This is a genomic window from Bradyrhizobium sp. USDA 4504 (genome assembly GCF_054063995.1).
The window spans coordinates 7499797-7522404 of sequence record NZ_JBSSGV010000001.1; the positions used below are offsets into that span (position 1 = coordinate 7499797).

At 64.6% G+C, this 22608-nt stretch carries 15 protein-coding genes, 1 tRNA gene and 1 pseudogene; 11 read left to right on the forward strand and 6 right to left on the reverse strand.

Annotated features, from left to right (window positions below):
* Window positions 1-255 precede the first annotated feature (255 nt).
* The 3 genes from ACVMB1_RS35160 (at window position 256) to ACVMB1_RS35170 (ending at window position 7736) form a co-directional block, all read left to right on the forward strand.
* Entirely contained in the window at window positions 256-2199 is a 1944-nt protein-coding gene (locus ACVMB1_RS35160; RefSeq protein ID WP_076824606.1) for a sigma-54-dependent Fis family transcriptional regulator, read from the forward strand.
* A 321-nt stretch (window positions 2200-2520) separates the two neighbouring features.
* Window positions 2521-7344 carry an NAD-glutamate dehydrogenase gene (locus tag ACVMB1_RS35165; protein ID WP_076824608.1) on the forward strand — a complete coding sequence of 1608 codons (4824 nt, stop codon included), beginning with the start codon at window positions 2521-2523 and terminating at the stop codon, window positions 7342-7344.
* A gap of 71 nt (window positions 7345-7415) precedes the next feature.
* Window positions 7416-7736: a hypothetical protein gene (locus tag ACVMB1_RS35170; RefSeq protein WP_076824610.1), complete on the forward strand. Its 321-nt coding sequence runs from the start codon at window positions 7416-7418 to the stop codon at window positions 7734-7736.
* A gap of 53 nt (window positions 7737-7789) precedes the next feature.
* Here ACVMB1_RS35170 and ACVMB1_RS35175 read toward each other — a convergent pair.
* Window positions 7790-7866: transfer RNA gene (locus ACVMB1_RS35175), tRNA-Arg, on the reverse strand.
* A gap of 130 nt (window positions 7867-7996) precedes the next feature.
* Between ACVMB1_RS35175 and ACVMB1_RS35180 the strand changes: the two genes are divergently transcribed.
* From ACVMB1_RS35180 to ACVMB1_RS35190, 3 genes and pseudogenes are all read left to right on the forward strand, one after another.
* On the forward strand, window positions 7997-9076 hold the full coding sequence (locus ACVMB1_RS35180; protein ID WP_076824612.1) for an LLM class flavin-dependent oxidoreductase: 1080 nt from the start codon (window positions 7997-7999) through the stop codon (window positions 9074-9076).
* 95 nt (window positions 9077-9171) lie between these two features.
* Window positions 9172-10181: pseudogene (locus ACVMB1_RS35185) on the forward strand (alpha/beta hydrolase).
* A 110-nt stretch (window positions 10182-10291) separates the two neighbouring features.
* A complete protein-coding gene (locus ACVMB1_RS35190; protein WP_156436045.1) occupies window positions 10292-10549 on the forward strand; it encodes a GCG_CRPN prefix-to-repeats domain-containing protein in 258 nt (85 codons plus the stop codon).
* Between the two features lie 180 nt (window positions 10550-10729).
* On the opposite strand, the gene ACVMB1_RS35195 is transcribed toward ACVMB1_RS35190, so the two are convergent.
* Window positions 10730-11134, reverse strand: a complete 405-nt coding sequence (locus tag ACVMB1_RS35195; RefSeq protein ID WP_016843571.1) for a YccF domain-containing protein — start codon at window positions 11132-11134, stop codon at window positions 10730-10732.
* Between the two features lie 219 nt (window positions 11135-11353).
* On the opposite strand from ACVMB1_RS35195, the gene ACVMB1_RS35200 reads away from it, so the two are divergent.
* Entirely contained in the window at window positions 11354-11992 is a 639-nt protein-coding gene (locus tag ACVMB1_RS35200) for a carboxymuconolactone decarboxylase family protein (protein WP_076824616.1), read from the forward strand.
* Window positions 11993-12159: 167 nt separating this feature from the next.
* Here ACVMB1_RS35200 and ACVMB1_RS35205 read toward each other — a convergent pair whose 3' ends face one another.
* Both ACVMB1_RS35205 and ACVMB1_RS35210 read right to left on the reverse strand, forming a co-directional pair.
* Window positions 12160-13932 (reverse strand): putative bifunctional diguanylate cyclase/phosphodiesterase, encoded by a 1773-nt coding sequence (locus ACVMB1_RS35205; protein WP_057015383.1) that lies wholly within the window; start codon window positions 13930-13932, stop codon window positions 12160-12162.
* A gap of 204 nt (window positions 13933-14136) precedes the next feature.
* Complete coding sequence (locus tag ACVMB1_RS35210; RefSeq protein ID WP_057015384.1) at window positions 14137-15099, reverse strand: sensor histidine kinase; 963 nt, start codon at window positions 15097-15099, stop codon at window positions 14137-14139.
* Window positions 15100-15278: 179 nt separating this feature from the next.
* Between ACVMB1_RS35210 and ACVMB1_RS35215 the strand changes: the two genes are divergently transcribed.
* Window positions 15279-16121 (forward strand): SDR family NAD(P)-dependent oxidoreductase, encoded by an 843-nt coding sequence (locus tag ACVMB1_RS35215; protein ID WP_076824619.1) that lies wholly within the window; start codon window positions 15279-15281, stop codon window positions 16119-16121.
* Window positions 16122-16602: 481 nt separating this feature from the next.
* Here the strand turns inward: ACVMB1_RS35215 and ACVMB1_RS35220 are convergent, their stop codons facing one another.
* Window positions 16603-17844, reverse strand: a complete 1242-nt coding sequence (locus ACVMB1_RS35220) for an LLM class flavin-dependent oxidoreductase (protein WP_076824620.1) — start codon at window positions 17842-17844, stop codon at window positions 16603-16605.
* Window positions 17845-18116: 272 nt separating this feature from the next.
* Between ACVMB1_RS35220 and ACVMB1_RS35225 the strand changes: the two genes are divergently transcribed.
* Both ACVMB1_RS35225 and ACVMB1_RS35230 read left to right on the forward strand, forming a co-directional pair.
* On the forward strand, window positions 18117-19523 hold the full coding sequence (locus ACVMB1_RS35225) for an MFS transporter (protein ID WP_076824622.1): 1407 nt from the start codon (window positions 18117-18119) through the stop codon (window positions 19521-19523).
* A 210-nt stretch (window positions 19524-19733) separates the two neighbouring features.
* Window positions 19734-20909 (forward strand): extracellular catalytic domain type 1 short-chain-length polyhydroxyalkanoate depolymerase, encoded by a 1176-nt coding sequence (locus tag ACVMB1_RS35230; protein ID WP_057015412.1) that lies wholly within the window; start codon window positions 19734-19736, stop codon window positions 20907-20909.
* Here ACVMB1_RS35230 and ACVMB1_RS35235 read toward each other — a convergent pair whose 3' ends face one another.
* Complete coding sequence (locus ACVMB1_RS35235; protein ID WP_076824624.1) at window positions 20910-21578, reverse strand: MBL fold metallo-hydrolase; 669 nt, start codon at window positions 21576-21578, stop codon at window positions 20910-20912. It abuts the gene before it with no gap.
* 175 nt (window positions 21579-21753) lie between these two features.
* Between ACVMB1_RS35235 and ACVMB1_RS35240 the strand changes: the two genes are divergently transcribed.
* Window positions 21754-22566, forward strand: a complete 813-nt coding sequence (locus ACVMB1_RS35240) for an RMD1 family protein (RefSeq protein WP_057015413.1) — start codon at window positions 21754-21756, stop codon at window positions 22564-22566.
* Window positions 22567-22608 lie beyond the last annotated feature (42 nt).

Below are 22608 nucleotides of genomic sequence, written 5' to 3' on the forward strand. Positions count from 1 at the left end.
TCGCCTTTGCGTCGTGGGTCCGGCGCGTTTGTTAGCGAGGTCGAATCTTGCCTCGACCACCGTGTCAGCAAGCCTCATGCCATTGCGGCGAATCTCGAAAAACGCTCGGCATTTCCTCGCGTTAGCTGTCGGCGCCAGGCCGCCTCACTTGTTGCGTCATGCAACAGGTGTTGCACGCAACAAACTTGATCGGCGGCACAATCCGAGTGACACTCGACGCAACAACGTGCGGGGAAACATCCAGGAGCATCAGCCGTGACGACGGAGCGGGCTGCGCACATCGACGAGCTGGTTCGCGTTGCGGACGGCCAGAGCAGCGCGCGTGACGCAATCATCCATCAGTCGTGGGTGCGATGCGTCTCCGAACACAAGCTCGATCCGTTGGTGCTGCGCGACGCTCATATCGTAACGTCCGGGCGGCTGCGCGAGCATCGCGACGCCATGGACGAGTTCCTGCACACGGCGCGCTTCGGCGTCGAGATGCTGTATCGTCAGATCGCCGGACTCGGCTATGTGCTGCTGCTCACCGATGCCAGGGGCATCACGGTGGATTTCATCGGCGACCCGACATTCAACAACACGCTTCGCAGGGCCGGCCTCTATCTCGGCGCCGACTGGAACGAGCCGCATGCCGGCACTTGCGCAGTCGGCACCTGCATCGCGACCGAAGAAGCCCTGACGGTGCATCAATCCGACCATTTTGACGCCACCCATATTCCGCTGACCTGCACGGCCGCGCCGGTCTTCGATCCCAGCGGCAAGCTCGCTGCGGTCTTGGATATCTCCGCGCTGCGCTCGCCGGAACCGAAGGCCAGCCAGTTCCTGGCGCTGCAACTGGTCAAGTCGTTTGCTCACAAGATCGAGAATGCGAATCTGCTGAACCGTTTCCGGCAGGAATGGATCATCAAGCTGTCCGGCTCCGCGGAATTCGCCGATGTCGATCCGGACTATGTGATGGCCGTCGATAGCAGCGGCCACATCATCGGCTTCAACAATCGCGCAAGGCAGCTGCTCGCCCGCGAACTGGCCAAGCGTCCGGACCTTCGCCTGCGGGCCGACGGCTTCGGCGTGTCCGACATCTTCGAATGCACCATCGACGATCTGCCGCGCTTCGCCCATTCGCGCCCCACCGGCCAACGCACGCTACGACTAGCCAACAGCGGCACGACGCTGTTCGCGCAGACCTTGCCGCCCCCGAACAAGCTGGCGGCGCCGGCGTCCTCCCGCAGTGAGTCGGCGCTTCCGGCGCCACTACGGAACCTGTTCCGCGGCGATCCCGCGATGCATCACGTGGTGACGCGCGCCGCCAAGCTCATCAACACCCAGATGGGCTTGCTCATCACCGGCGAAACCGGCACCGGCAAGGAGCACCTGACGAAGGCGCTGCATTCGGTCAGTGCGCGGGCAGGCAGACCGTTCGTCGCCGTCAACTGCGCCGCGCTGCCGGAAAGCCTGATCGAGAGCGAGCTGTTCGGCCACGAGGCAGGCGCCTTCACCGGAGCGGCGGCCAAGGGCAAGAAGGGCCTCGTGCTCGAAGCCGACGGCGGCACCCTGTTCCTTGACGAGATCGGCGACATGCCGATCTCGTCGCAGACGCGCCTGTTGCGCGTGCTCGCCGAGCGCGAGGTGACCCCGGTCGGCCGCACCCGGCCGGTCCCGCTCAATGTCCGCGTCATCGCTGCCACCCATCGCGACCTCGTCGCGCTTGTGAAGGCGGGGCAGTTCCGCGAGGATCTCTATTTCCGCCTCAACGGCGCGGTGCTTGCGCTGCCTCCGCTGCGTCAGCGCACCGATATCGAGTGGCTGATCGATCAATCCCTGCATCGGCTTTCGACGGAGCACAAGGCCAACTATGCGCTGACGGCAAGCGCGCGCAGCGCGCTGCTCAAGTACCAATGGCCCGGCAACATCCGCGAGCTGATCAATGCGCTCGATCATGGTTGCGCGCTGTCGAACGACGGCACGATCGATCTTGCCGATCTGCCGGACCGGATCGCTCATCCCCTGGGTGAGGATATCTCCGGAAAGCCGGTACGTGGCAGAGCGGCGACGTCGCGGCAAGCCGATGCGCTACTTGCGGCGTTGCGCAACAATCGCTGGAATGTCTCGCAGGTGGCACGCGAACGCGGCGTCGATCGTTCGACCATCCATCGCCAGATTCTCCGCTTCGGCATCACGATGCCGAAAGACCTGACCTGAGCGCAGTCGCTGCCCGCCGTCGCTGACTGCCACCGTCTGATACGACATCCCTGCCGAACGGTGGCGCGAACCCATTACATAATTGAAATTGCATGTGATTTTTCCTGCCCCAGTCGTTCGGCCACCGTCTTCGGCCCACCCGCTGTCGCAAGCGAAATTCAGCACGCCTCACGACAGCGTGCGCCGTTCGCTGCGGGATCGTAGTATTGTCGTCGGCAGCCGTCGAAGCTAGGATTTCGCGTAGCATTCGATCGCGACGCACGAAGAGATGCACTCCAGAATCAAGCGGATGGTCGCGGCTGCGATCGGACGGCACGGCAAATGGAGGACATTATGGCGTGGCGTGACGACAAGGCCCGGGCAGCCCTGATCCGCGATGCAGCGGGCAGCGTGCCAGCGGGCAAGAGCCCCCGGGCCTTTGCCGAGCCCTTGTTCGGCTACACCAATATCGAGGATCTCGCCAATTACGATGCCGCCTCGCTTGCCCTGCTGGCGGAGCAGGCCTGGGAGCACGTGCAGCGGCGCACGGCCGGCAGCGCCGATATCCGCGTCGTCAATCCGACGTTGCCGAACGGACGCGAGATTTCCGTGCTCGAAATTCTCAACGACAACATGCCTTTCCTGTTCGATTCCACCATGGCGGAGCTCGCCGATCAGGGCCTCGAGGTCACCCTGGTCGCTCACCCGATCATCGCGGTGGAGCGCGACGATGGAGGCAAGCTGCTGCGATTCTACGGGGAAGCACTGCCGGACGGAGCAAAGGGCGCGCGCGAAAGCCTGATTCATCTCCACATCACCCGCCTGGATGCGGATTCCGATCGCCAGAAGCTGATCGACGGCCTGACCAGGACGTTGAACAATGTCCGCGCCTGCGTTGCCGACTGGCGCGTCATGCGTGACAGTGTCGAGGAAGCGATCAAGACGTTCTCTTCCAATCCGCCGCCGCTGCCGATCGACGAACTCGCCGAAGCCAATCAGTTCCTGCAATGGCTCTGCGCGGACAATTTCACTTTCCTCGGCGTGCGCAAATATCGCTTCTCGCCCGACAGCGACGCGTCGGACGACATTACAACCGGCGAAGGCCTCGGCATTCTGCGCGATCCGGACGTGAAGGTCCTGCGTCGCGGCAGCGAAATGGTGGTGATGACACCGGAAATCCGCGAGTTCATGCACGAGCCGACCCTGCTGATCGTCATCAAGGCCAATGTCTCCAGCCGCGTCCATCGCCGCACCCGGATGGATTATGTGGGCATCAAACTCTACTCGCCCGACGGCCGGCTCGAAGGCGAGTTGCGCGTCGTCGGCCTTTTCACCTCGGGCGCCTATACTCGCTCGGTACGGCAGATCCCTTATGTTCGCCACAAGGTTTCGCGGGTGCTGCAGCGCGCGGGCTTCGACCCGAACGGTCATTCCGGCAAGGCGCTGATGCATATTCTCGAAGATTATCCGCGCGACGAGCTGTTCCAGATCGACGTCGACACGCTCTACAACTTCGTCATCGAGATCCTGATCCTCTACGAGCGTCCGCGCGTCCGGGCGCTGCCGCGGGTCGACAAGTTCGATCGCTTTGTCTCCATCCTCACCTTCATTCCGCGCGACAAATACGACACCGACGTCCGCACGCGCGTCGGAGCCTTTTTGGCGCAGGCCTACAAAGGGAAGCTGTCCGCCTCCTACGTATCATTCCCGGAAGGGGCGCTTGCGCGCGTCCACTTCATCATCGGACGCTATGAAGGCAAAACGCCCGTCGTCGACCGCGCCCTGCTCGAAGCCGGGATCAGCGCCATTGCCGCGACCTGGGCCGACAAGCTGAAGGCCGCGCTTACCGCGTCGACCGATGGCATGCGGGCGCGCATGCTCACCAACCGATATGCCCAGGCCTTCAGCGGCGGCTATACCGAGGTGTTCGGCGCGGAACAGGCGATCGCCGATATCACGACCGTCGAAAAGTTGACGCCGGCGCGCCCGGTGACGATTTCGGTTTACCGCATCGAAGGCGACGATCCGAGGCGCTTCGGCCTGAAGGTGTTTTCGGACGCCGTACCGCTGTCGTTATCCTACCGCGTGCCGGTGATCGAAAATCACGGCCTGCGTGTGGTCAACGAACGCACCTATCAGGTCGTGCCCGGTACCAGGCCTGCGCCGGTCTGGCTGCACGACATGACGATCGAGACCAGTGACGGCCTGCCCATCGAGATCAACCCGGAATTCAGCCATCGCCTGGAAGCCTCGATCATGGCGGTGGTGACCGATCGCGCCGAATCTGACGGATATAACGGCCTGATCCTGCGCACCGCCCTAAGTTGGCGGGAAGTCTCGACCATTCGGGCGCTGTCGCGTTATTTGCACCAGATCCGCGCTCCGTTCACCCAGGATTACATGTGGGAGACCTTGCGCAAGAACGCCGCGATCACGGCCAGTCTGGTCGCGATGTTCCAGACCCGCCTTGATCCGCGCCTCGCCTTGACGGAGGCCGAGCGCGCGGCGCGCGAGGCGGCTTTGCTTGCCGAGGTCGAGGAACAGCTCAAATCCGTCGCCTCGCTCGATGAAGACCGCATCCTGCGCCGCTTCACCAATCTGGTGCAGGCTACCGTTCGCACCAATCTGTGGCAGATCGGCGAGGATGGACACCCGCGTCCGGTGATCTCCTTCAAGTTCGAGGCGCGCCGGATCGACGACTTGCCCGCTCCACGACCGCTCTACGAGATCTTCGTCTATTCCCCTCGTGTCGAAGGTATCCACCTGCGCTTCGGCAAGGTTGCGCGCGGTGGCTTGCGCTGGTCCGACCGGCCGCAGGATTTCCGCACCGAGATCCTCGGCCTGGTGAAAGCGCAGCAGGTCAAGAACGCCGTGATCGTGCCGGTCGGAGCCAAGGGCGGCTTCGTGCCCAAGCGCCTGCCGCCGCCTTCCAAGCGCGACGCCTGGCTCGCGGAGGGCACCGAAAGCTATCGCATCTTCGTTCGCTCGCTGCTCGAACTCACCGATAATCTCGACGGCGACATCGTCGTGCCGCCCGAATCCACCGTGCGCCACGACGGCGACGACCCCTACCTCGTCGTCGCCGCCGACAAGGGCACCGCCACCTTCTCCGATGTTGCCAACGCGATCTCGGCCGAGAAGAACCATTGGCTCGGCGATGCCTTCGCATCTGGCGGCAGCCAGGGTTACGATCACAAGAAGATGGGGATCACGGCGCGCGGCGCCTGGACGGCGGTCAAGCGCCACTTCCGCGAGCTCGGCACCGACATTCAGACCATGCCGTTCACCGCGGTCGGCGTCGGCGACATGTCGGGCGACGTTTTCGGCAATGGCATGCTGCTCTCGCCGGCGACAAGGCTAGTGGCGGCTTTCGATCATCGCGACATCTTCATCGATCCTTCACCCGATCCATCGACCAGCTTCGCCGAGCGCAAGCGCCTGTTCGATCTGCCGCGATCGAGTTGGCAGGACTACAACAAGTCGCTGATCTCGCAGGGCGGCGGCGTGTTCTCGCGCTCGCTCAAGGCGATCCCGCTTGCGCCGGAAGTGCGCACGCTGCTCGATCTCGACAAGCCGCAAGCCACGCCTTTCGAGGTGATGACGGCGATCCTGAAGGCTCGCGCGGACCTGTTGTGGTTTGGCGGCATCGGCACCTATGTCCGCTCCTCCGGGGAAAGCGACGACCAGGTCGGGGACCGCGCCAACGATCCAATCCGCATCGCGGGTGGCGACGTGCGCGCCCGGGTGATCGGCGAAGGGGCCAACCTCGGCGTTACCCAGCGCGGTCGCATCGAAGCGGCGCAGAAGGGCGTCAAGCTCAACACCGACGCCATCGACAATTCGGCCGGCGTGAACACGTCCGACGTCGAGGTCAACATCAAGATCGCGCTGGCGCGTCCCGAACGCGAGGGACGCCTCAGTCCCACTGACCGCAACAGCCTGCTTGCCGCGATGACCGACGAGGTCGGCGTGCTGGTGCTGCGCAACAACTATCTGCAGACGCTGGCGCTGTCGCTGGCCGAGCGCAAGGGTGTGGCCGAGACCGGTTTCCTCACTCGCCTGATGCAGTCGCTCGAACAGCGCGGCTTGCTCAGTCGCGCTGTGGAGTTCTTGCCCGACGACGCCGCGCTCACCGAGCGCACACGGCGCGGCCAGTCCCTCGCGCGGCCGGAGCTTGCCGTGCTGCTCGCCTACGCCAAGCTGACCCTCTACGATGACCTGCTCGTCACCAGCGTGCCCGATGACCCCTATCTCGCCCGCGAACTCTCCCAGTATTTTCCGCGCGAGGTTCAGGACAAATTCCCGACCGCCGCCGGATTGCATCGGCTGCGGCGGGAGATCATCGCGACCAGTCTCGCCAATGCGGTGATCAATCGCGGCGGCCCGGCCTGCGTCGTGCGCTTGATCGACGAGACCGACGCCGATATCCCGACCATCGTCATGGCCTATGTGGCGGTCGATGAATGCTACGGCCTGAAGTGGCTCAATGATGCGATCGACGCGCTCGACGCCTGCATCGACGGGCAGCTGCAGCTATCCCTCTACGCTTCAGTGCAGGATCTCCTGCTCTCCCGCATGGTCTGGTACGTGCGCAATGCCGATTTCAAGGACGGGTTGGAGGCCGTCGTCGCGCGCTTCGGCCCGGCGATCCGCCAGATCGTCGCCGGGCTCGACACTGCCTTGCCGCCGGACTTGCAAGCCGCGCGCGTCAAGCGGCGGCAGGAACTCGCCGACGCCGGTGTCCCGGCCGGCCTCGCCGGAGAGCTCGCCGATCTTGACGCTTTGGTCTCGGCTCCCGACATCGTGACGGTTGCCGAGCGCACCACGCGCCCCATCGGCGATGCCGCTGCGACCTTCTACGCCGCCGAGGCGAATTTCCGTCTCGACCGCATCATCGCCGCCGCACGCAGTGTGCCGGCCAACGATTATTTCGAACGCATGGCCATCGATCGCGCCGTCGAGCAGATCGCCGGCGCCGAAAGGAGACTGGCCGCCGATATGCTGGCAACCGGCCAGTCTGGCCAGCAGGCCGTCGAGACCTGGCTCGCGGCTCACCCCGAGGCGACGCGTATCCGCCGCTCGGTGGAGGAGATCGCTGCCAGCGGCCTGACCCTCGCCAAGCTGACGGTGGCGGCGAACCTGCTGGGGGACTTGGTCAAGGCCTGAGGGCGTGCGAGGCAGCGATGTGAGAAGCGCGATGCTGGCGCAGGTAGCTAGCCGGTAAACGGAGGAATCCAATGATCCACGCCACTTGTCATACCGCCGACAATGTTCGCTGCATCGAGTTCGATGCCACACCGTGGTTCAGCGAGGCTGACGCTCCGAGCATTATCGATTTGGCTCAACGAGGATGGACCAGCACTGCGATTGCAGATTCCCTCGAGCACAGACGAGGATACGAACGCCTCCACGACCTCATTGAGTATGCGGCGAAGCGACTGCAATTGGAGTCTTTGGAAGACCCAACCTGGGAAACCTTCGAGTGTGTCGTCGATGGACCCGAGGCCGTCGCCTGGCTCGAGAAAAACCGGCCCAACGTTATGGAAAGAATCCCCTAAGCTGGGGGAATCGCAGCAAAGGCTACGGTTGATCGGCGGCAACGAAGCGGAAATGGCGCACCCGACACGATTCGAACGTGTGACCTTTGCCTTCGGAGGGCAACGCTCTATCCAGCTGAGCTACGGGTGCGTGCAGGGGTTCATTTAGCTGATTGGCTCCGCGTCGGCAACGGCGTTGTCCAACTGGTTAAGGGCTGTAAACTGCCTCCCGACAATATGACAGGCCGCGAAAAAAGGCCGTCTTTCGAGGGAGTTTGCCCATGCGTCCGCTGGAATTCGGCTGGTATCTGCCCACGCATGGCGACACCACGGCCTATGGGCTGATGGAGGCCCAGATCGCCGGTTCGCCGGAACTCTGCGAGCGCGTGGTCGCGGCCGCTGAGGACGCCGGCTTCGAGTATCTGCTGATCCCGGTAGGCTCGGTGTGCTGGGAGGCCTGGATCACGGGCGCCTTCATGGCGGCGCGCTCCAGCCGGATCAAGCCGCTGATTGCGGCGCGGCCCGGCTATATCAACCCGGTGCTGATGGCAAAGATGATCTCGACCTTCGACCAGATGTCGGGCGGGCGGATCTGCATCAATCTGATCGCCGGCCAGAACGAGAGCGAGGTCGAGGCCGAGGGCGTGCGCTATGCCAAAGAGGAACGCTACGCGCTGATGGAGGAGGAGGTCTCGATCCTCAAGGCGCTGTGGACGACGCGCGGCCCGGTGCATTTCCAGGGCAGGTTTCACACGATCTCCGGCGCGCATATCAGGCCGCGGCCGCTGCAGCAGCCGTTCCCGAAATTCTATCTCGGCGGTGGCTCGCGGCAGGCCTGGGAGGTGTCGGCGAAGCATTCCGATGTTCATCTGTTCTGGGGCGACCTGCCGGAACGCATCGCGGAGAATATCGCCGAGATCCGGCGGATGGCGCGGGCGCATGACCGCGGGGATGCGATCGGCTTCGGCATGCGGTTGCAGGTGATCTGCCGCGAGAACGAGACGGATGCCTGGGAGGCGGCCGACCAGCTGGTGCGCCACGCCACCGAGCGGCAGAAGCAGGAGATGAAGACGCTTTACAATCGCTCGGAGGCCAACCAGCGCGTGCAGCAGCTCGCGCGCGACTACGGCGATCTCCTGATGCCGCATCTGTGGACCGGCATCACCAAGGTGCGGCCCGGCGCCGGCATCGCGGTGGTCGGCGATCCCGCGCAATGCGCCGCGACCTTGCAGCAGTTCATCGATGCCGGTTGCCACTCCTTCTGCCTGTCCGGTTATCTGCACGACGAGGAGGCCGAGCGGTTCGGCCGCCTGATCCGCCCGATCCTCGCCGCCAACAATCATGGACGGCTCGTGGCCTGAGGTGCGGGTGCGGAAGCTTTCCGAAAATTCACGGGTGAATCTGCGCCGGACGCGCCATGATCCAGCCGAGCTCGCGGCAGCAACGGAGTCGAACCATGCATCACCGGGCCTGGCTTGCGGCCGCGGCATTGCTCGTCGTGGCGGCGGCGCACGGACCCGCGGCGTCCGCGACGCAGGCACAGACCGAGCGCGACCGGAAACCGGTCAAGGAGATCGCCAATGCGCGGATTGCCGTCGGCAAAGCGAGCTTTCCGCTCTACCTCTCGGCCGACTGGTCCAACCCGCTGCCGGATGTTACGCGCGCGGTGCTCGTGCTGCATGGCGTGCTGCGCAATGCCGACGACTATTTTCGCGCGGCGCTGAGCGCGCAGGCCGCATCGCGCCGCAATTCCTGATCGAGTCCGACGTCGAGGCCTTCAAGCTGCCGGCGGAGACGCTGCGCTGGAGCCTCTATGGCTGGCAGGGCGGCGAGCCTGCGCTCGCGCCGAGCGCGGCGAGCTCGTTCGAGGCGCTCGATGCCATCCTGGCGAAGCTCGGCGACCGCAAGCTGTTTCCGAACCTGCAGCAGGTCGTCGTGTTCGGTCATTCCGGCGGCGGCCAGGTGGTGCAGCGCTATGCGATCGCGGTGAAGGGCGATCAGCTGCTGCTGCGCGAGGGCATCGGCGTGCGCTATGTGGTCGCCAATCCGTCCTCCTACGCCTATTTCACCAAGGAGCGGCCGGAGCCCGCGATCGCGGCGAACTGCCATGGCTACAACAGCTGGAAATTCGGTATGGACGACCGCCCGCCCTATCTTACCGAGCCTTCGCCGGCTGCGCTGGAGCAGGCCTATGTCGCGCGCCGCGTGATCTATCTGCTCGGAACGCTCGACACCAACCCCAATCATCCCGCGCTCGACAAATCCTGCATGGCGGAAGCCGAGGGGCCGTACCGTTACGCGTGCGGGCATTCCTATGCCGCCGTGATGCAGGCCCGCGACGGCGGCGCGCCAAACCACAGCGTGTGGGATGTGCCCGGCGTCGGCCATGCCGGCGGCAAGATGCTCAATTCGCCCTGCGGCCTGACCGCCGTATTCGACATCCCCGGCTGCGAAGCAGCGCGCTGAGCCCCCCGACACCAGAATTTGTGCGCGGAGACGGTGGCAAGCGGCACAGAGATCGCCTACGCTTGTGCCGCGAATGGAGCAGCACGACCGACAGCTCGATGGAGAACATCATGAGAGCAGGTTTGATCACGCTTCTGACAGCCGGTGCCTTCCTCGGCTTGACCCCGGCCAACGCCGCAGAGGGATGCGGTGACGGTTGCCACAGGACCTCACGAGGTGCCTGCGTGATCGACGGCTGGGGCACCGCCGCGCGGGTCAGGAATGAGTGTCCCGCCACCTCGCGCCCGCGCCCGCCGTGTGGTGGCGCTGGCTTCGTCTGGCGGCGCGACTACCAGGCTTGCAGCCAGACCACGAAGGATTGGCTCTAGTGTGCTGAATGCGAAGTTCGTGCGATTTCGCGGCAGCCACTTTCACGAACTTCGCATTCATAAAGCACTAGAATCATAAGTTTGCTAGTGTCCTTATCGAATCCGAAGTTCGCTCCGAAGGTGCGGCAAATGATGCGAACTTCGGATTCGGGACACTAGCCGTCGACGGCCTGACCAGCGTCACGCCGGCACGATCACCTTGCCGATCGGCCACAGCGCGATGCCGGCAAGCTTGAGATGCGCCCAGGCGAACGGGATGCCGATGATGGTCACCGCCAGCAGGATCGCGGTGATCACATGGCCGATCGCGAGCCACCAGCCGGCCAGGATGAACCAGATCAGATTGCCGATCACGCCGAGCGGTCCGGTACCGATGTCGGACGTGCCGGTCACCTCATCGCGGCGCACCGCACGCGAGCCGAACGGGAGCAGCGTGTAGACGGCGATGTTGAAGGCGGCGCGCGCCCAGGGCAGCCCGATAATGGTCACCGCCATGATCACGGCGGCGACCAGCCAGCCGAACGCCATCCACGCGCCGCCGATCAGGATCCAGAGGATGTTCAGGAGGATAGATACAGGCTGCATGGCTGACACCTTCGCGCCGCTTGGGACTGCTCTTTATATACGCCGCCGCCCGGGGCTGCGGTAGGTGTGGCCTAACCGCGCGCCTGCCGTGACGAGGCGCTTCACCGGCGGCTGGCACCGAACGACAGCTGGCATCTCATTGCATCCATCGCGACGGCAATTAATCTCGCGCGACCGGGCAGGGCGCAAAGACGCCTGCACCGAAAAGGGAGAACAACAATGAGAACAATATTCGGAGCAGGGATCTTGGCGGCGCTGGCATTGTCGGTGTCGGCCGTGCGGGCTGAGGACGCCGTGCGCTTCGCGCCGCTGAAGGCGGAGGAGCTGTCGCCGGCGCAAAAGGCCTGGGCCGACATGATCAGCGCGCCGCCGCGCAATGGCAAATTCACCGCGCCGCCCTACCGCGCCTATATCCGCAATCCCGATCTGGCACCAAAGCTGTCGAACCTGTCGGAGTATCTGCGGTGGAATACCTCGCTGCCGGCGCGGCTCAGCGAAATGGCGATCCTGATCACGGCGCGGCACTGGACCGCGCAATATGAATGGTCCGCGCACCATCCGCTGGCGATCAAGGGCGGGCTCGATCCGAAAATCGCGGACGCGATCGCCAAGGGCACGCGGCCCGAGAGCATGAAGGACGACGAGGCCGCGCTGTACGATCTCGGCATCGCGCTCTATCGCGACAAGAAGGTCAGCGACGCTGTCTACAAGGCGGCGCTGGATAGATTCGGCGAGCGCGGCATCACGGATATCATCGCCATCATGGGCTATTACGACATGGTCTCGATGATGCTGATCACGATGCAGGCCGGTCCCGCGAATAACGGCGTGCAGCCGTTGGCGGTGCTGGAGAAGTAGGGCGTCTGCAGTGGTCTCGCGTTCTTACCTCTCCCGCCTGCGGGCGAGGTCGACGTGCGCGCAGCGCGCGGCGGGTGGGGGCTCTCTCCCCAGTTTTGACTCGTGGTGAAACCCCTACCCCAACCCTCCGCCGCAAGCGGGAGAGGGAGCGCAGTCACATCGCGCGCTTACCGCCGGAAACCGCTGGCGCGCGAATAGCCCTGGCGGCCTTCCTGGGCGGGGCGCGCGGCCATGCTGGCGCGCGTTTCGCTGGCGACCGGCGTCGCCGGCTTCAAATCCTCGAGGAAGATCGGTTTGGCGAAGTAATAGCCCTGGGCATAGCGGATCTTGGTCGCGGCCTGCAGATAGGTGAGTTCCTCGTAGGACTCGATACCCTCGGCGATCACGGTCATGCCGAGCGCCTCGCTCAGCGATTCGATTGCGCGCAAGATGCCCTGGCTGCGCGGCCGCTGATGGATGTCGGTGATGAAGGAGCGGTCGATCTTGATCTCGTCGGCGGTGATATCGGCGAGCGCCGACAGCGACGAATAGCCGATGCCGAAATCGTCGATCGAGATGCCGACGCCGATGCCGCGCAGGATCGGCAGGATCTGGTCCTGGAAATGCGACCGCGTCACGAACGCGTCCTCGGTTACCTCGATCATGAAGCGTTTGGGGAAGCCGGTCTCCTCGAGCGCGCGCGCGAACCGGCGCATGAATTCGAGGTTGGAGGCCTGCTTGGCGGCGACATTGATGCTGATCGTCGCCGTCGGACCGAACGTGTCGTTGATCAGGTCGATCGACTTGACGATCTCCGCCAGCACCAGGAACGTCAGCTCGTCGATCAGGCCGAGCTCGACCGCGAGATCGATGAAGGTGCCCGGCGCCTGGATCACGCCCTCGTCGTCGCGCAGCCGCACCAGCGCCTCGATGCCCTTCACCTCCTGGGTGCGGATATCGACCTTGGCCTGGAACGCGCAGCAGAAACGCTTTTCCAGGATCGCCAGCCGCAGCGACTGCTCGATCTTCATCCGCGCCAGCGCCTCGCGCTCCATGCTGTTGTCGAAGAACGCGGTCGAGCCCTTGCCGTTGTTCTTGACGCGGTACATCGCGATATCGGCATTCTGGCGCAGCGCCTCGTAGCTCCGGCCATGCATCGGATAGAGGCTGACGCCGATCGAGGTCGAGGCGAAGATCTCGGAGTCCTCGATGAAGAACGGCGCCTTCAGCCGCTCCTGCATGACATGGATGAATTCGGCGACTTCGTCATTGCCGCTGATCGGGTTGAGCAGCAGCAGGAATTCATCGCCGGAGATGCGCGACAGGATATCGGTGTCGCGCAGCGCGTGGCCGAGTCGCTTCGACAGCTCAACGAGCAGCGCATCGCCGATCGCGTGGCCGTAATAGTCGTTGATGTGCTTGAAGTTGTCGACGTCGAGGAAGGCGAGCGCGAAATGGCCTTGCGAATCGTCGCGGATCAAGCCGTTGACGCGGTGCTCGATCACCCGGCGGGTCGGCAGGCCGGTCAGCTCGTCGTAATAGGCCGAGCGGAACAGCTGGTCCTCGAACGCCTTCTGCTCGCTGATGTCGGTCGAGGTCGAGATCAGGAGATTGCGACCGGCGATCCGGACGGGCCGGTGCGAGGTCAGGAACACGTATTTGGATGCGCCGCAGGAGAGCGTTTCCTCGAGCACCACCGGACGGCCGCTGCGCAGCAGGTCCAGGTTGGCGGCGTGGCGCTCGTCGACCGGGGACGGCTGGCTCGCGCTGGCGGCCAGCTGCAGCTGGCTCGCGGCTGCTTCATTCACCAGGATGATCTGGCCCTGCTCGTCCTGGACGGTCACTCCCGCCGGAAGGAGTTGGAGAAGGTCGCGCAGGATACGCAATTCATTGCCGGAAATATCGTCTTGGCCGGGCACTGCCGCGCCCGCCTGAAAATCGTGTCTGGTGAGACTGTGCATGCGCCGACCTTGGCAAAGTCCGTTGTAGTTTTGGTTAAGCGGACCTGCGAAATGCCGTGACAGAATGAGACCGCGACGGCTTTCGCAAGCCGTCGCGGCAATCGTCATTAACAGAGTATCAATGTCGGCCGCGACCGCTGGTGAAAGCGATTGCGCTGCGCGCGGTTGCATCAACACATGCGCGTGTGCCGGAAAGCCGACTTATCAACAGCTCGGAAGCTTGCACTGCATGGTGCAGTGAACACCGGTCTTCAGGTAACTGATCTCGGTCTTGCCGTCGAACGGCCGCAGCGCCGACTTGAGCAGCTTGGTGCCGAAGCCGGCTTCGCCGATCGTCTCGACCACTGGTCCCTCGGTCTCGTCCCAGATCACGTTGAGACGTCCGTCGTCGACCGTCCATGACACTTGTAAAAATCCGCGCGGCGAGGAGAAGGCGCCGTATTTTCCGGCGTTGGTTGCGAGCTCATGGAAGATCAGCGCCAGCGAGACGGCGAGCTTGGCGGGCAGGAACAGCTGCTCGCCATTGAGGTTGAACCGCACGTGGCCGTAGGGCCCGAGTTCCGAGCGCAGCAAATCCTTGATATCGCAGCCATAGCCGTCGACCCGCGCGATCAGATCGTCGGTTGCCGAGAGCGCGCGGATGCGATGGTCGATGCGCTGCCAGACATCGGGCCGGTCCTGCAGCGCCTGATGCAGCACGGCGTGAATGGTCGAGGACTTGTTCTTCAGCCGGTGCTGCAATTCGTCGACCACCACCTTGCGGTACTGCTCTTCCTCGATCAGCCGTTTGGAAACTTCGCGCTGCTGTGCGACCAGGGAACGGTAATGCTCGACGCCCCAGATCGCGATGCCGCACACAACCCAGAAGATCATCAGCAGCGCAAAGCGTGCCGGATCGGCGTGCGCGCCGCTGAAATTGAGCACGACGCCGAGCAGGCCGCTCGCCAGCGCGGTCGCGATCCCGATCCGGAAACCGCCAAGGGCGGTGGCAAAGAACACCGCCGGGAAATAGGGCGTGAAGAACACATCCGGCCGGATCTGGGCGAGCCCGAAGCGCGCGGCCGTGGCCAAAACGAGACAAAGCACCGCGAAGGCGACCGCAAGCCGCACCGACGGCTGGGCATCGCCCCGCCAACACGCCCTGAAATCGTCGATCCACTTCGCCATCGGTCGTTCCAGTTCACGTGAACAGGCGACCCAAAATAAGGCCGCTGCGACCGAAAAACCGCAGTAGTGGCCTTCTGGCCACAGGCGGACCTCGCGACCGTGGCGGCTTGCAAGTACTTGTATTGGCAGCAGGAGCTGGGGAATATCCGCAACATCATACGTAAGTTGAGGGGACCGACATGGGACGGCTGAACGGCAAGGTCGCGGTGATCACAGGGGCGACCAGCGGCATCGGGCTGCGCACGGCGGAGATCTTTGTCGCGGAGGGCGCGAAGGTGGTGATTGCCGGACGCCGCGCGCCGGAGGGCGAGGCACTGGCGCAACAGCTCGGCGAGACCTGCGTGTTCCGTCAGACCGACGTCACGGTCGAGGAACAGATGCAGGCGCTGATCGCGCTTGCGGTTGAGAAGTTCGGCCGGATCGACTGCCTGTTCAACAATGCCGGCGGCCCGGCGCAGACCGGGGGCATCGAAGGCCTCGACGTCGAGCGGTTCGATGCCGCGATGGCGACGCTGGTGCGCAGCGTCATGCTCGGCATGAAGCATGCCGCGCCCTACATGCGCAAACAGGGCTCCGGCAGCATCATCAACAATGGCAGCATCGCCGGACGGCTCGCCGGCTTCTCGTCGTCGATGGTCTATGGCGCCGCGAAGGCCGCGGTCATTCATTTCACCAAATGCGTGGCGATGGAGCTCGGCGAGTCCGGCATCCGCGTCAACTCGATCTCGCCCGGCGCGATCGCTACCGGCATTTTCGGCAAGGCGCTCGGGCTGTCGACGGAAGCGGCGGAGAAGACCGCGGCCGTGATGCGCGAGGTCTACAAGGCGGCGCAGCCGATCCCGCGCGCCGGACTGCCCGACGACATCGCGCATGCCGCGGTGTTCCTGGCAAGCGACGAATCGAGTTTCATCAACGGCCATGACCTCGTCATCGACGGCGCCATCACCGGCGGCCGCAACTGGAGCCAGCAGCAGGCGGGCTACGTCGCGCTGCGCAAGGCGTTCGATCAGGGCGCGGGGTAGCAGCATCCGTCATTGCGAGTGGAGCGACTTGTCCGCAGAAGCATTGGCGAAGGCGGGAGTAATCCATAGCGTGCGCTGCCGATTCCCTCAGGGCGAGGAAAATGCATGAAGCGCGTCTTGATCACGGGCATGTCTGGAACGGGGAAATCGTCCGCGATCGAAGAGTTGGTTGCGCGCGGTCATCGGGCTTACGACCTTGACACACCCGAATGGTCTCACTCGCACGCGGCATGTGCGGGTGATGACGCCGCATTGTTTGGCGTTTGAAGCGCAAACCATCCCCACCGTCGTCCCGGCGCAGGCCGGGACCCATAACCACGAATGGTGATTGTTGCCCAATGCTGGAAGGACGAGCCCCTTTCACAACACCCGCCGCGGCGTATGGGTCCCAGCCTGCGCCGGGACGACGGCGGTGGGTGTGGCGCGAGCTGGCGTTCTTTCTTCCTCCAGCGCTTTTTCTTCCTCCAGGAAGGATCACAAATCACGCCTTCTGTTTCGCCGCGGCCTTAGTAAGATCCGGTGCGTTCACGGCGGGGATCGCGACGCGGCCGGGGCCGGTTTGCTGGAGGGCGGCGGCGGCCTTGTCGTTCTGCATGATCTTGGCCATGACAGCCTGGCCGGCGCGCTCGAACACGGCGCGGTTGTCGATCAGGAACTGGCGCGACTTGCGCAGGCCGTCGATATAGCCATTGATCTCGGGCACGACATAGCGCGCGACCATGTCCCAGCTGCGGCGGGTATTTTCCGGATTGGCCCAGTCGTGCGCGAAGCCGATGATCGAGCCGACGCCGCCCGACACATCGACCAGGTTCTTGATCATCTTGATCAGATCATCCGGCGTGCCGATGGTGGACGCGGCGCCTTCGACGAACGCGGTCTTGTCGACGGCCTCATCGGGCGAGGAGAACGCGGTCAGGCCCGGCCGCATCAGGGTGCCGACGTTATATTCGTTGTGCCAGCGCATCAGCCCGGCACCGGCCTCGCGCCGCGCCTGCTCGCGGGTCTCGGCGATGTGCCAGGACAGCAGCACGCGCCAGTTGGCGCGGCTCACCGTGGTGCCGGCCTTCTTGGCGGCATCCTCGGCGAACTGCCATTGCTGCGGCAGCGCCATCAAGCCCTGGGTCGACATCGAGCCCAGCGAGATGATGCCGATGCCGTATTTGCCGGCGAGCGTCATGCCCGACGGCGAGATCTGCGAGGCCACCACGAACGGCATGTCCTCCTGCAGCGGCAGGATCTGCAACGCGGCGTCGTGCATCTCGAACCAGTCAGTCTTGGCGGTGACGCGCTCGCCGTTGAACAGGCGGCGGATCACCGCGATCGCCTCGTCCTGGCGATCGCGCTGGGTCATCGGGTCGATGCCGAGCGTGTGGGCGTCGGAAGCGAGCGCGCCGGGGCCGGAGCCGAAGATGGCGCGGCCGCCGGTCATATGGTCGAGCTGCACCATGCGCTGCGCGACGTTGAAGGGGTGGTGATAGGGCAGCGAGACCACGCCGGTGCCGAGCTTGATGCGCTTGGTGCGCTCGCCGGCGGCGGCCAGGAACATTTCCGGCGAGGCGATGGTCTCCCAGCCCGAGGAGTGGTGCTCGCCGCACCAGAATTCGTCGTAACCGAGCGCGTCGAGCTGCTCGACGAAATCGAGGTCGCGGCGGAATTGCAGCATCGGATGCTCGCCGATCGGGTGATGCGGGGCGAGGAAGGCTCCGAACTTGAGGCGCGCCATGGGTCGTTCTCTCCGGACTATTGTTATCGGGGGCTTTCCGCCAACCTACGGGGTGGCCCGGGGCAAGGCAATGCTCGGGGGTTGCGGCGGTCGCATGGTTGTTGCGCAAATCGGCGGCGATTGCCGCCGTCCGGAATGTTTCCTAGCGCGTCAACGCAAATTGGCAGCCGGGGCTCGAGCGTCTGTGATCCCGGGCTTACCTCGCAGGTAATCGAAGCGATGACCGGAATCTGCTGATGTCCGCTATAACGTCATTTCGGGCAGGACAGGACATGCACCAGATCGTTTCGACGCGAGCGGACACGTCCCGCCGCTGGTGGGTGCTGGCGATCGTAGTGTCGGCGCAATTCATGTTCGGGGTCGATGCCTTCATCGTCAACGTCGCGATCCCGACGATCGCGGCGGAGCTGCACGCGACGCCGGCAGAGATCGAGGCCGTGATCGCGATCTACCTGATCGCCTATGCCACGCTGGTGGTCACCGGCGGCCGGCTTGGCGACATCCATGGCACCAGGAACGTGTTCATCGCCGGCGTCGCCGGATTCTCGGTGACCTCGCTGTGGTGTGGTCTCGCGCAGTCCGGACCAGAGCTGATCATCGCCCGGCTGGCGCAGGGTGCGACCGCGGCGCTGATGGTGCCGCAGGTGCTGGCGACGCTGCATCTGTTGTTCTCGGGCGCCGCCCGCGCGCGGGCGTTCGGCATCTACGGCATCGTGCTGGGGCTCGCCGGCGCCGCCGGCTTCATGCTCGGCGGCGTGTTGGTGACGCTCGACCTCGCCGGGCTCGGCTGGCGCGCGGTGTTTTTCGTCAACGTGCCGTGCGGCGTCGTCATCATCGCGGCGGCATTGAAGATCATGCCGACGGTGCCGCGCCGGGCCGGCACGCGGCTCGATATCCCGGGCGCGATCGTGCTGTTCGCGGGCCTGCTGTGCCTGATCGGTCCGCTGCTGTTTGGCCATGATCTCAACTGGACGGCATGGGTCTGGCTGGTGATGGCCGTGGGCATCGCTGTGATCGCGACCTTCGTGCGGCTCGAGCGGTCCGTCGCGCGCCGCGGCGGCATGCCGCTGATCGATCTGTCGCTGCTGTCGGATCGCGCCTTCATGCGCGGCCTGGTCGCGGTGTTTTTCTTCTTCTTCGCCAACCTGTCGTTCTACCTGATCATGACCATGTTCATGCAGAAGGGCTTGCAGATTCCGCCGCTACAGGCCGGGCTGGTGTTCGTGCCGCTGGCGCTGACCTTCGTGGTTGCCTCGCGTCACAGCGGCGTGCGCGCAAGGCATCGCGGCACGCTGGTGCTGATCGAGGGCTGTGCGCTGCAGATCGTCGGTCTCGCCGTGCTCGTCGCGACAATTGAGGTGGTCGCGGCACCGTCGGCACTGCTGCTCGCGCTGGCGCTGATGATCTTCGGCTACGGCCAGGGGCTTGTCATGGCGCCATTGTCGAGCGCGGTGCTCGCGAGCGTGCGGCCCGCCAGCGCCGGTGCCGGCTCCGGCATGTACGGCACGACGACGCAGATCGGCAACGCGGCCGGCGTTGCCGCGATCGGCGCAGTCTTCTTCGCAATCGAGAGTACGATGTCAGCACGTCTGGCGCTGTTTGCGGCATGCGCATTGTTTGTGCTGTCGATCGCAATTTCAGCCGCATTTCTGTCATGGATGCGCCGCGCCACGGCGTGAATCCGGCGCCACGCGGCGCGCATTCCTGAAAAGTTGGTGCTCAAACAAGGTGCTATGGCAACTATTTCGGCCGGCTCGCAGCGCGATCACGCATTAACGCCGATTCTCACAAATTCCGCAGGGAAAGACAGCACACGGCCTTTTCATTTTGCAGTGCAGCAATTATCTGATCGGGTGACACAGAAGACCAAATCACCTCAGGAGTTGCTGTTGTCCCTGATCAACAACGTCGAATTTCTGCGTCATCTGCCGAAGATGAACGCGTTCAGCGGCCTTGGCGCACTCGCGCCGGCCGTGCCGACGCCGCTCGTCGAGACGACCGAATTCGGCGTCAACCCCGGCGATCTGAAGATGTTCTCGTTCGTGCCCGCGCAGCTGGCGCGGTCACCCGCGCTCGTCGTGGTGCTGCATGGCTGCGGCCAGACTGCAGCGTCCTACGATCTCGGTGCCGGCTGGTCGGCGCTTGCGGCGCATTACGGCTTCGCACTGCTGATGCCGGAGCAGCAGGCGTTGAACAACGGCAACACCTGCTTCAACTGGTTCAACCCGCAAGACATCGCGCGCGGGCAGGGCGAGGCCGCGTCGATCAGGCAGATGATCGCGCATCTGGTCGGCACGCATGAGATCGACCCGCGCCGCATCTATGTGACGGGTCTGTCCGCCGGCGGCGCGATGGCCTCGGTCATGCTCGCGACCTATCCGGATGTGTTCGCGGCCGGCGCCATCATCGCCGGCCTGCCGTTCGGCGTCGCCACCGATCTGCGCGAAGCGCTGCACGCGATGATGCATGGCAGCGCGCTCTCCGCGCCCGAGCTCGGCGGTCTGGTGCGCAACGCGTCGACGCATGGCGGCGCCTGGCCGAAGATTTCGGTGTGGCACGGCAGTGCCGACCGCACCGTGCATCCCGGCAATGCCGATGCAATCGTGCGGCAGTGGCTCGACGTGCACGGCCTGCCGCTTGCCGCGATGTCGAAGGCGGATGTCGACGGCCATCCGCGCGAGGTGTGGTGGAACGCCGACGGCGAAACGCTGGTCGAGTCCTACACCATCGCCGACATGGCGCATGGCACGCCGCTCGGGCTTGCCGACAATGACGAGCGCTATGGCGTGGAGGGCGCGTTCCTGATCGAGGCCGGGATCTCCTCCTCCTATCACATCGCGAGCTTCTTCGGCCTGACCGACAAGGTCCGTCAGCCGCATATCGCGCCGACCGGAATTCCGCGCGAGCGCGCTGACACGGTCTCGATGACGGTACCGGTGCCCGCGGCCGAGCCGGAGGTGGCATCCGGCCGCAAGAGCGATCGGCCGCGCAAGCGACGGAGCAAGGGTGTCGATGTCGGCGGCGTCATCACGCGGGCGCTCACCGCCGCGGGGCTGATGAAGTAGCTACATCTCGCCGGTCAGGAACGGATTCGTCATCCGCTCCTGGCCGATGTTCGATCCGGCGCCATGGCCGCAGATGAAGCCGACATCGTCGCCGAGCGGCAGCAGCTTGTCCTTGATCGACTGGATCAGGGTCGGGTGGCTGCCCCCGGGCAAATCGGTGCGTCCGACCGAGCCGGCGAACAGCACGTCGCCGACATGGGCGAAGCGCAGCTCCTTGTTGAAGAACACCACGCTGCCCGGTGAGTGGCCGGGGCAGTGCAGGATGTCGAAGGTGAGGTCGCCGATCGAGACCTGATCGCCCTCATCGAGCCAGCGGTCAGGCCCGAAATTGCGCACCCCGGTCATGCCGAAGCGCGCGCCGCTCGAGACGACATTGTCGAGCAGATATTTGTCGGCGATATGCGGGCCCTCGATCTTGACCTGCAGCGCGTCGCGCAGTTCGGCGGCGCCGCCGACATGGTCGATATGACCGTGGGTCAGCCAGATCTTCTCGACCGTCACGCCGGTCTGCTTGATCGCGGCCTGGATCTTCGGCACGTCGCCGCCCGGGTCGATCACCACGGCCTTCTTGGTGGGCTCGTGCCAGATGATGGTGCAGTTCTGCTCGAACAGCGTCACCGGCACGATGATCGCGCCGGCCTTCGGTTTGGTGTCGGTTGTCTCGTTCATGGGGGCACCATAGGCTTCCGGGAAACGCCGTCAACACGCGCTGGAAATGCGGCTGCCCCGGCGTGTGATCCCAAAACGGACCGTGATAAGGTCACCTCCAGCAGAAGAAGTTCGTGAGCGGGCCGGTACGCGGCTGCTCTCGATCATGATTCAAGTCCTCGCAGTCCGGAACTTCATGACCCAGGCTTCCAAATCACCGCTCGGCGGACCCCGGACCACCGCGCGCGCCTTCTTCGTCGCGGATCGCATCAACACGTCGGGCCTCGAGCGCGGCGACGTGCTGGCCACGACGCCGCTGGCGTTTCGCGTCAATGAAAACGGCGTGGCGATCCTGTTCCGCTACGGCGTCGTCGTGCTGATCGGCCTCAATGCGCTGGAGGAGGATGAATTCCTGCGCAGCCTGCAGTCGCGCATGACCGGCCTGTTCACGCGGCGCGAGGAGGAGATCGCAATCATCGAGCTCGCCGCCGAGAAGGAGGATCAGATTCCGCCGGGCGGCCCGATCTATCTGCAGGGCCTCTCGCCGGAGCGGCTGATCCTGGTCGGCGAGGCGTTGGCGAAAAGCGTGGTGCTGGCGCGGCACGAGCGCGAGGTCCGGGCAGTCTTCGACACGACCGAGCCGCTTGCGCGTGAGCTCGCCAAGGGCGGCCGCGTCCATCGCGGCCGCGTTGCGATCCTCAAGCACATCGGCAACGCGCTGCTGGTGCGGCATCGCGTGGCCGGGCCGGTGGAAGTGTCGGAGAAGCCCGATATCCTCTGGGACAAGCCGCAGCTCGAGCGCCTCTACGCACGGCTCGAGGACGAGTATGAATTGAAGGAGCGTGCGGAGTCGCTGAACCGCAAGCTCGCAGTCGTCGCCGAAACCGCGCAGGTGCTGACCGACATCATCGACACCAGCCGCTCGCTGCGGCTGGAGCTGATCATCGTCTTCCTGATCCTGTTCGAGGTGCTGATCACCATCTATCAGCTGGCGATGGCCCGGCATTGAACGGGCTACAGCGGCCGAATCCGGCCATCTTTCCGTCCCGAA

Bases quoted from the DNA above. Each gene is read 5' to 3' on its own strand.
- ACVMB1_RS35165 (WP_076824608.1), top strand. From the start codon at position 2,521: ATGGAGGACATTATGGCGTGGCGTGACGACAAGGCCCGGGCAGCCCTG.
- ACVMB1_RS35170 (WP_076824610.1), top strand. From the start codon at position 7,416: ATGATCCACGCCACTTGTCATACCGCCGACAATGTTCGCTGCATCGAG.
- ACVMB1_RS35180 (WP_076824612.1), top strand. From the start codon at position 7,997: ATGCGTCCGCTGGAATTCGGCTGGTATCTGCCCACGCATGGCGACACC.
- ACVMB1_RS35190 (WP_156436045.1), top strand. From the start codon at position 10,292: ATGAGAGCAGGTTTGATCACGCTTCTGACAGCCGGTGCCTTCCTCGGC.
- ACVMB1_RS35195 (WP_016843571.1), bottom strand. From the start codon at position 11,134: ATGCAGCCTGTATCTATCCTCCTGAACATCCTCTGGATCCTGATCGGC.
- ACVMB1_RS35200 (WP_076824616.1), top strand. From the start codon at position 11,354: ATGAGAACAATATTCGGAGCAGGGATCTTGGCGGCGCTGGCATTGTCG.
- ACVMB1_RS35205 (WP_057015383.1), bottom strand. From the start codon at position 13,932: ATGCACAGTCTCACCAGACACGATTTTCAGGCGGGCGCGGCAGTGCCC.
- ACVMB1_RS35210 (WP_057015384.1), bottom strand. From the start codon at position 15,099: ATGGCGAAGTGGATCGACGATTTCAGGGCGTGTTGGCGGGGCGATGCC.
- ACVMB1_RS35215 (WP_076824619.1), top strand. From the start codon at position 15,279: ATGGGACGGCTGAACGGCAAGGTCGCGGTGATCACAGGGGCGACCAGC.
- ACVMB1_RS35220 (WP_076824620.1), bottom strand. From the start codon at position 17,844: ATGGCGCGCCTCAAGTTCGGAGCCTTCCTCGCCCCGCATCACCCGATC.
- ACVMB1_RS35225 (WP_076824622.1), top strand. From the start codon at position 18,117: ATGCACCAGATCGTTTCGACGCGAGCGGACACGTCCCGCCGCTGGTGG.
- ACVMB1_RS35235 (WP_076824624.1), bottom strand. From the start codon at position 21,578: ATGAACGAGACAACCGACACCAAACCGAAGGCCGGCGCGATCATCGTG.
- ACVMB1_RS35240 (WP_057015413.1), top strand. From the start codon at position 21,754: ATGACCCAGGCTTCCAAATCACCGCTCGGCGGACCCCGGACCACCGCG.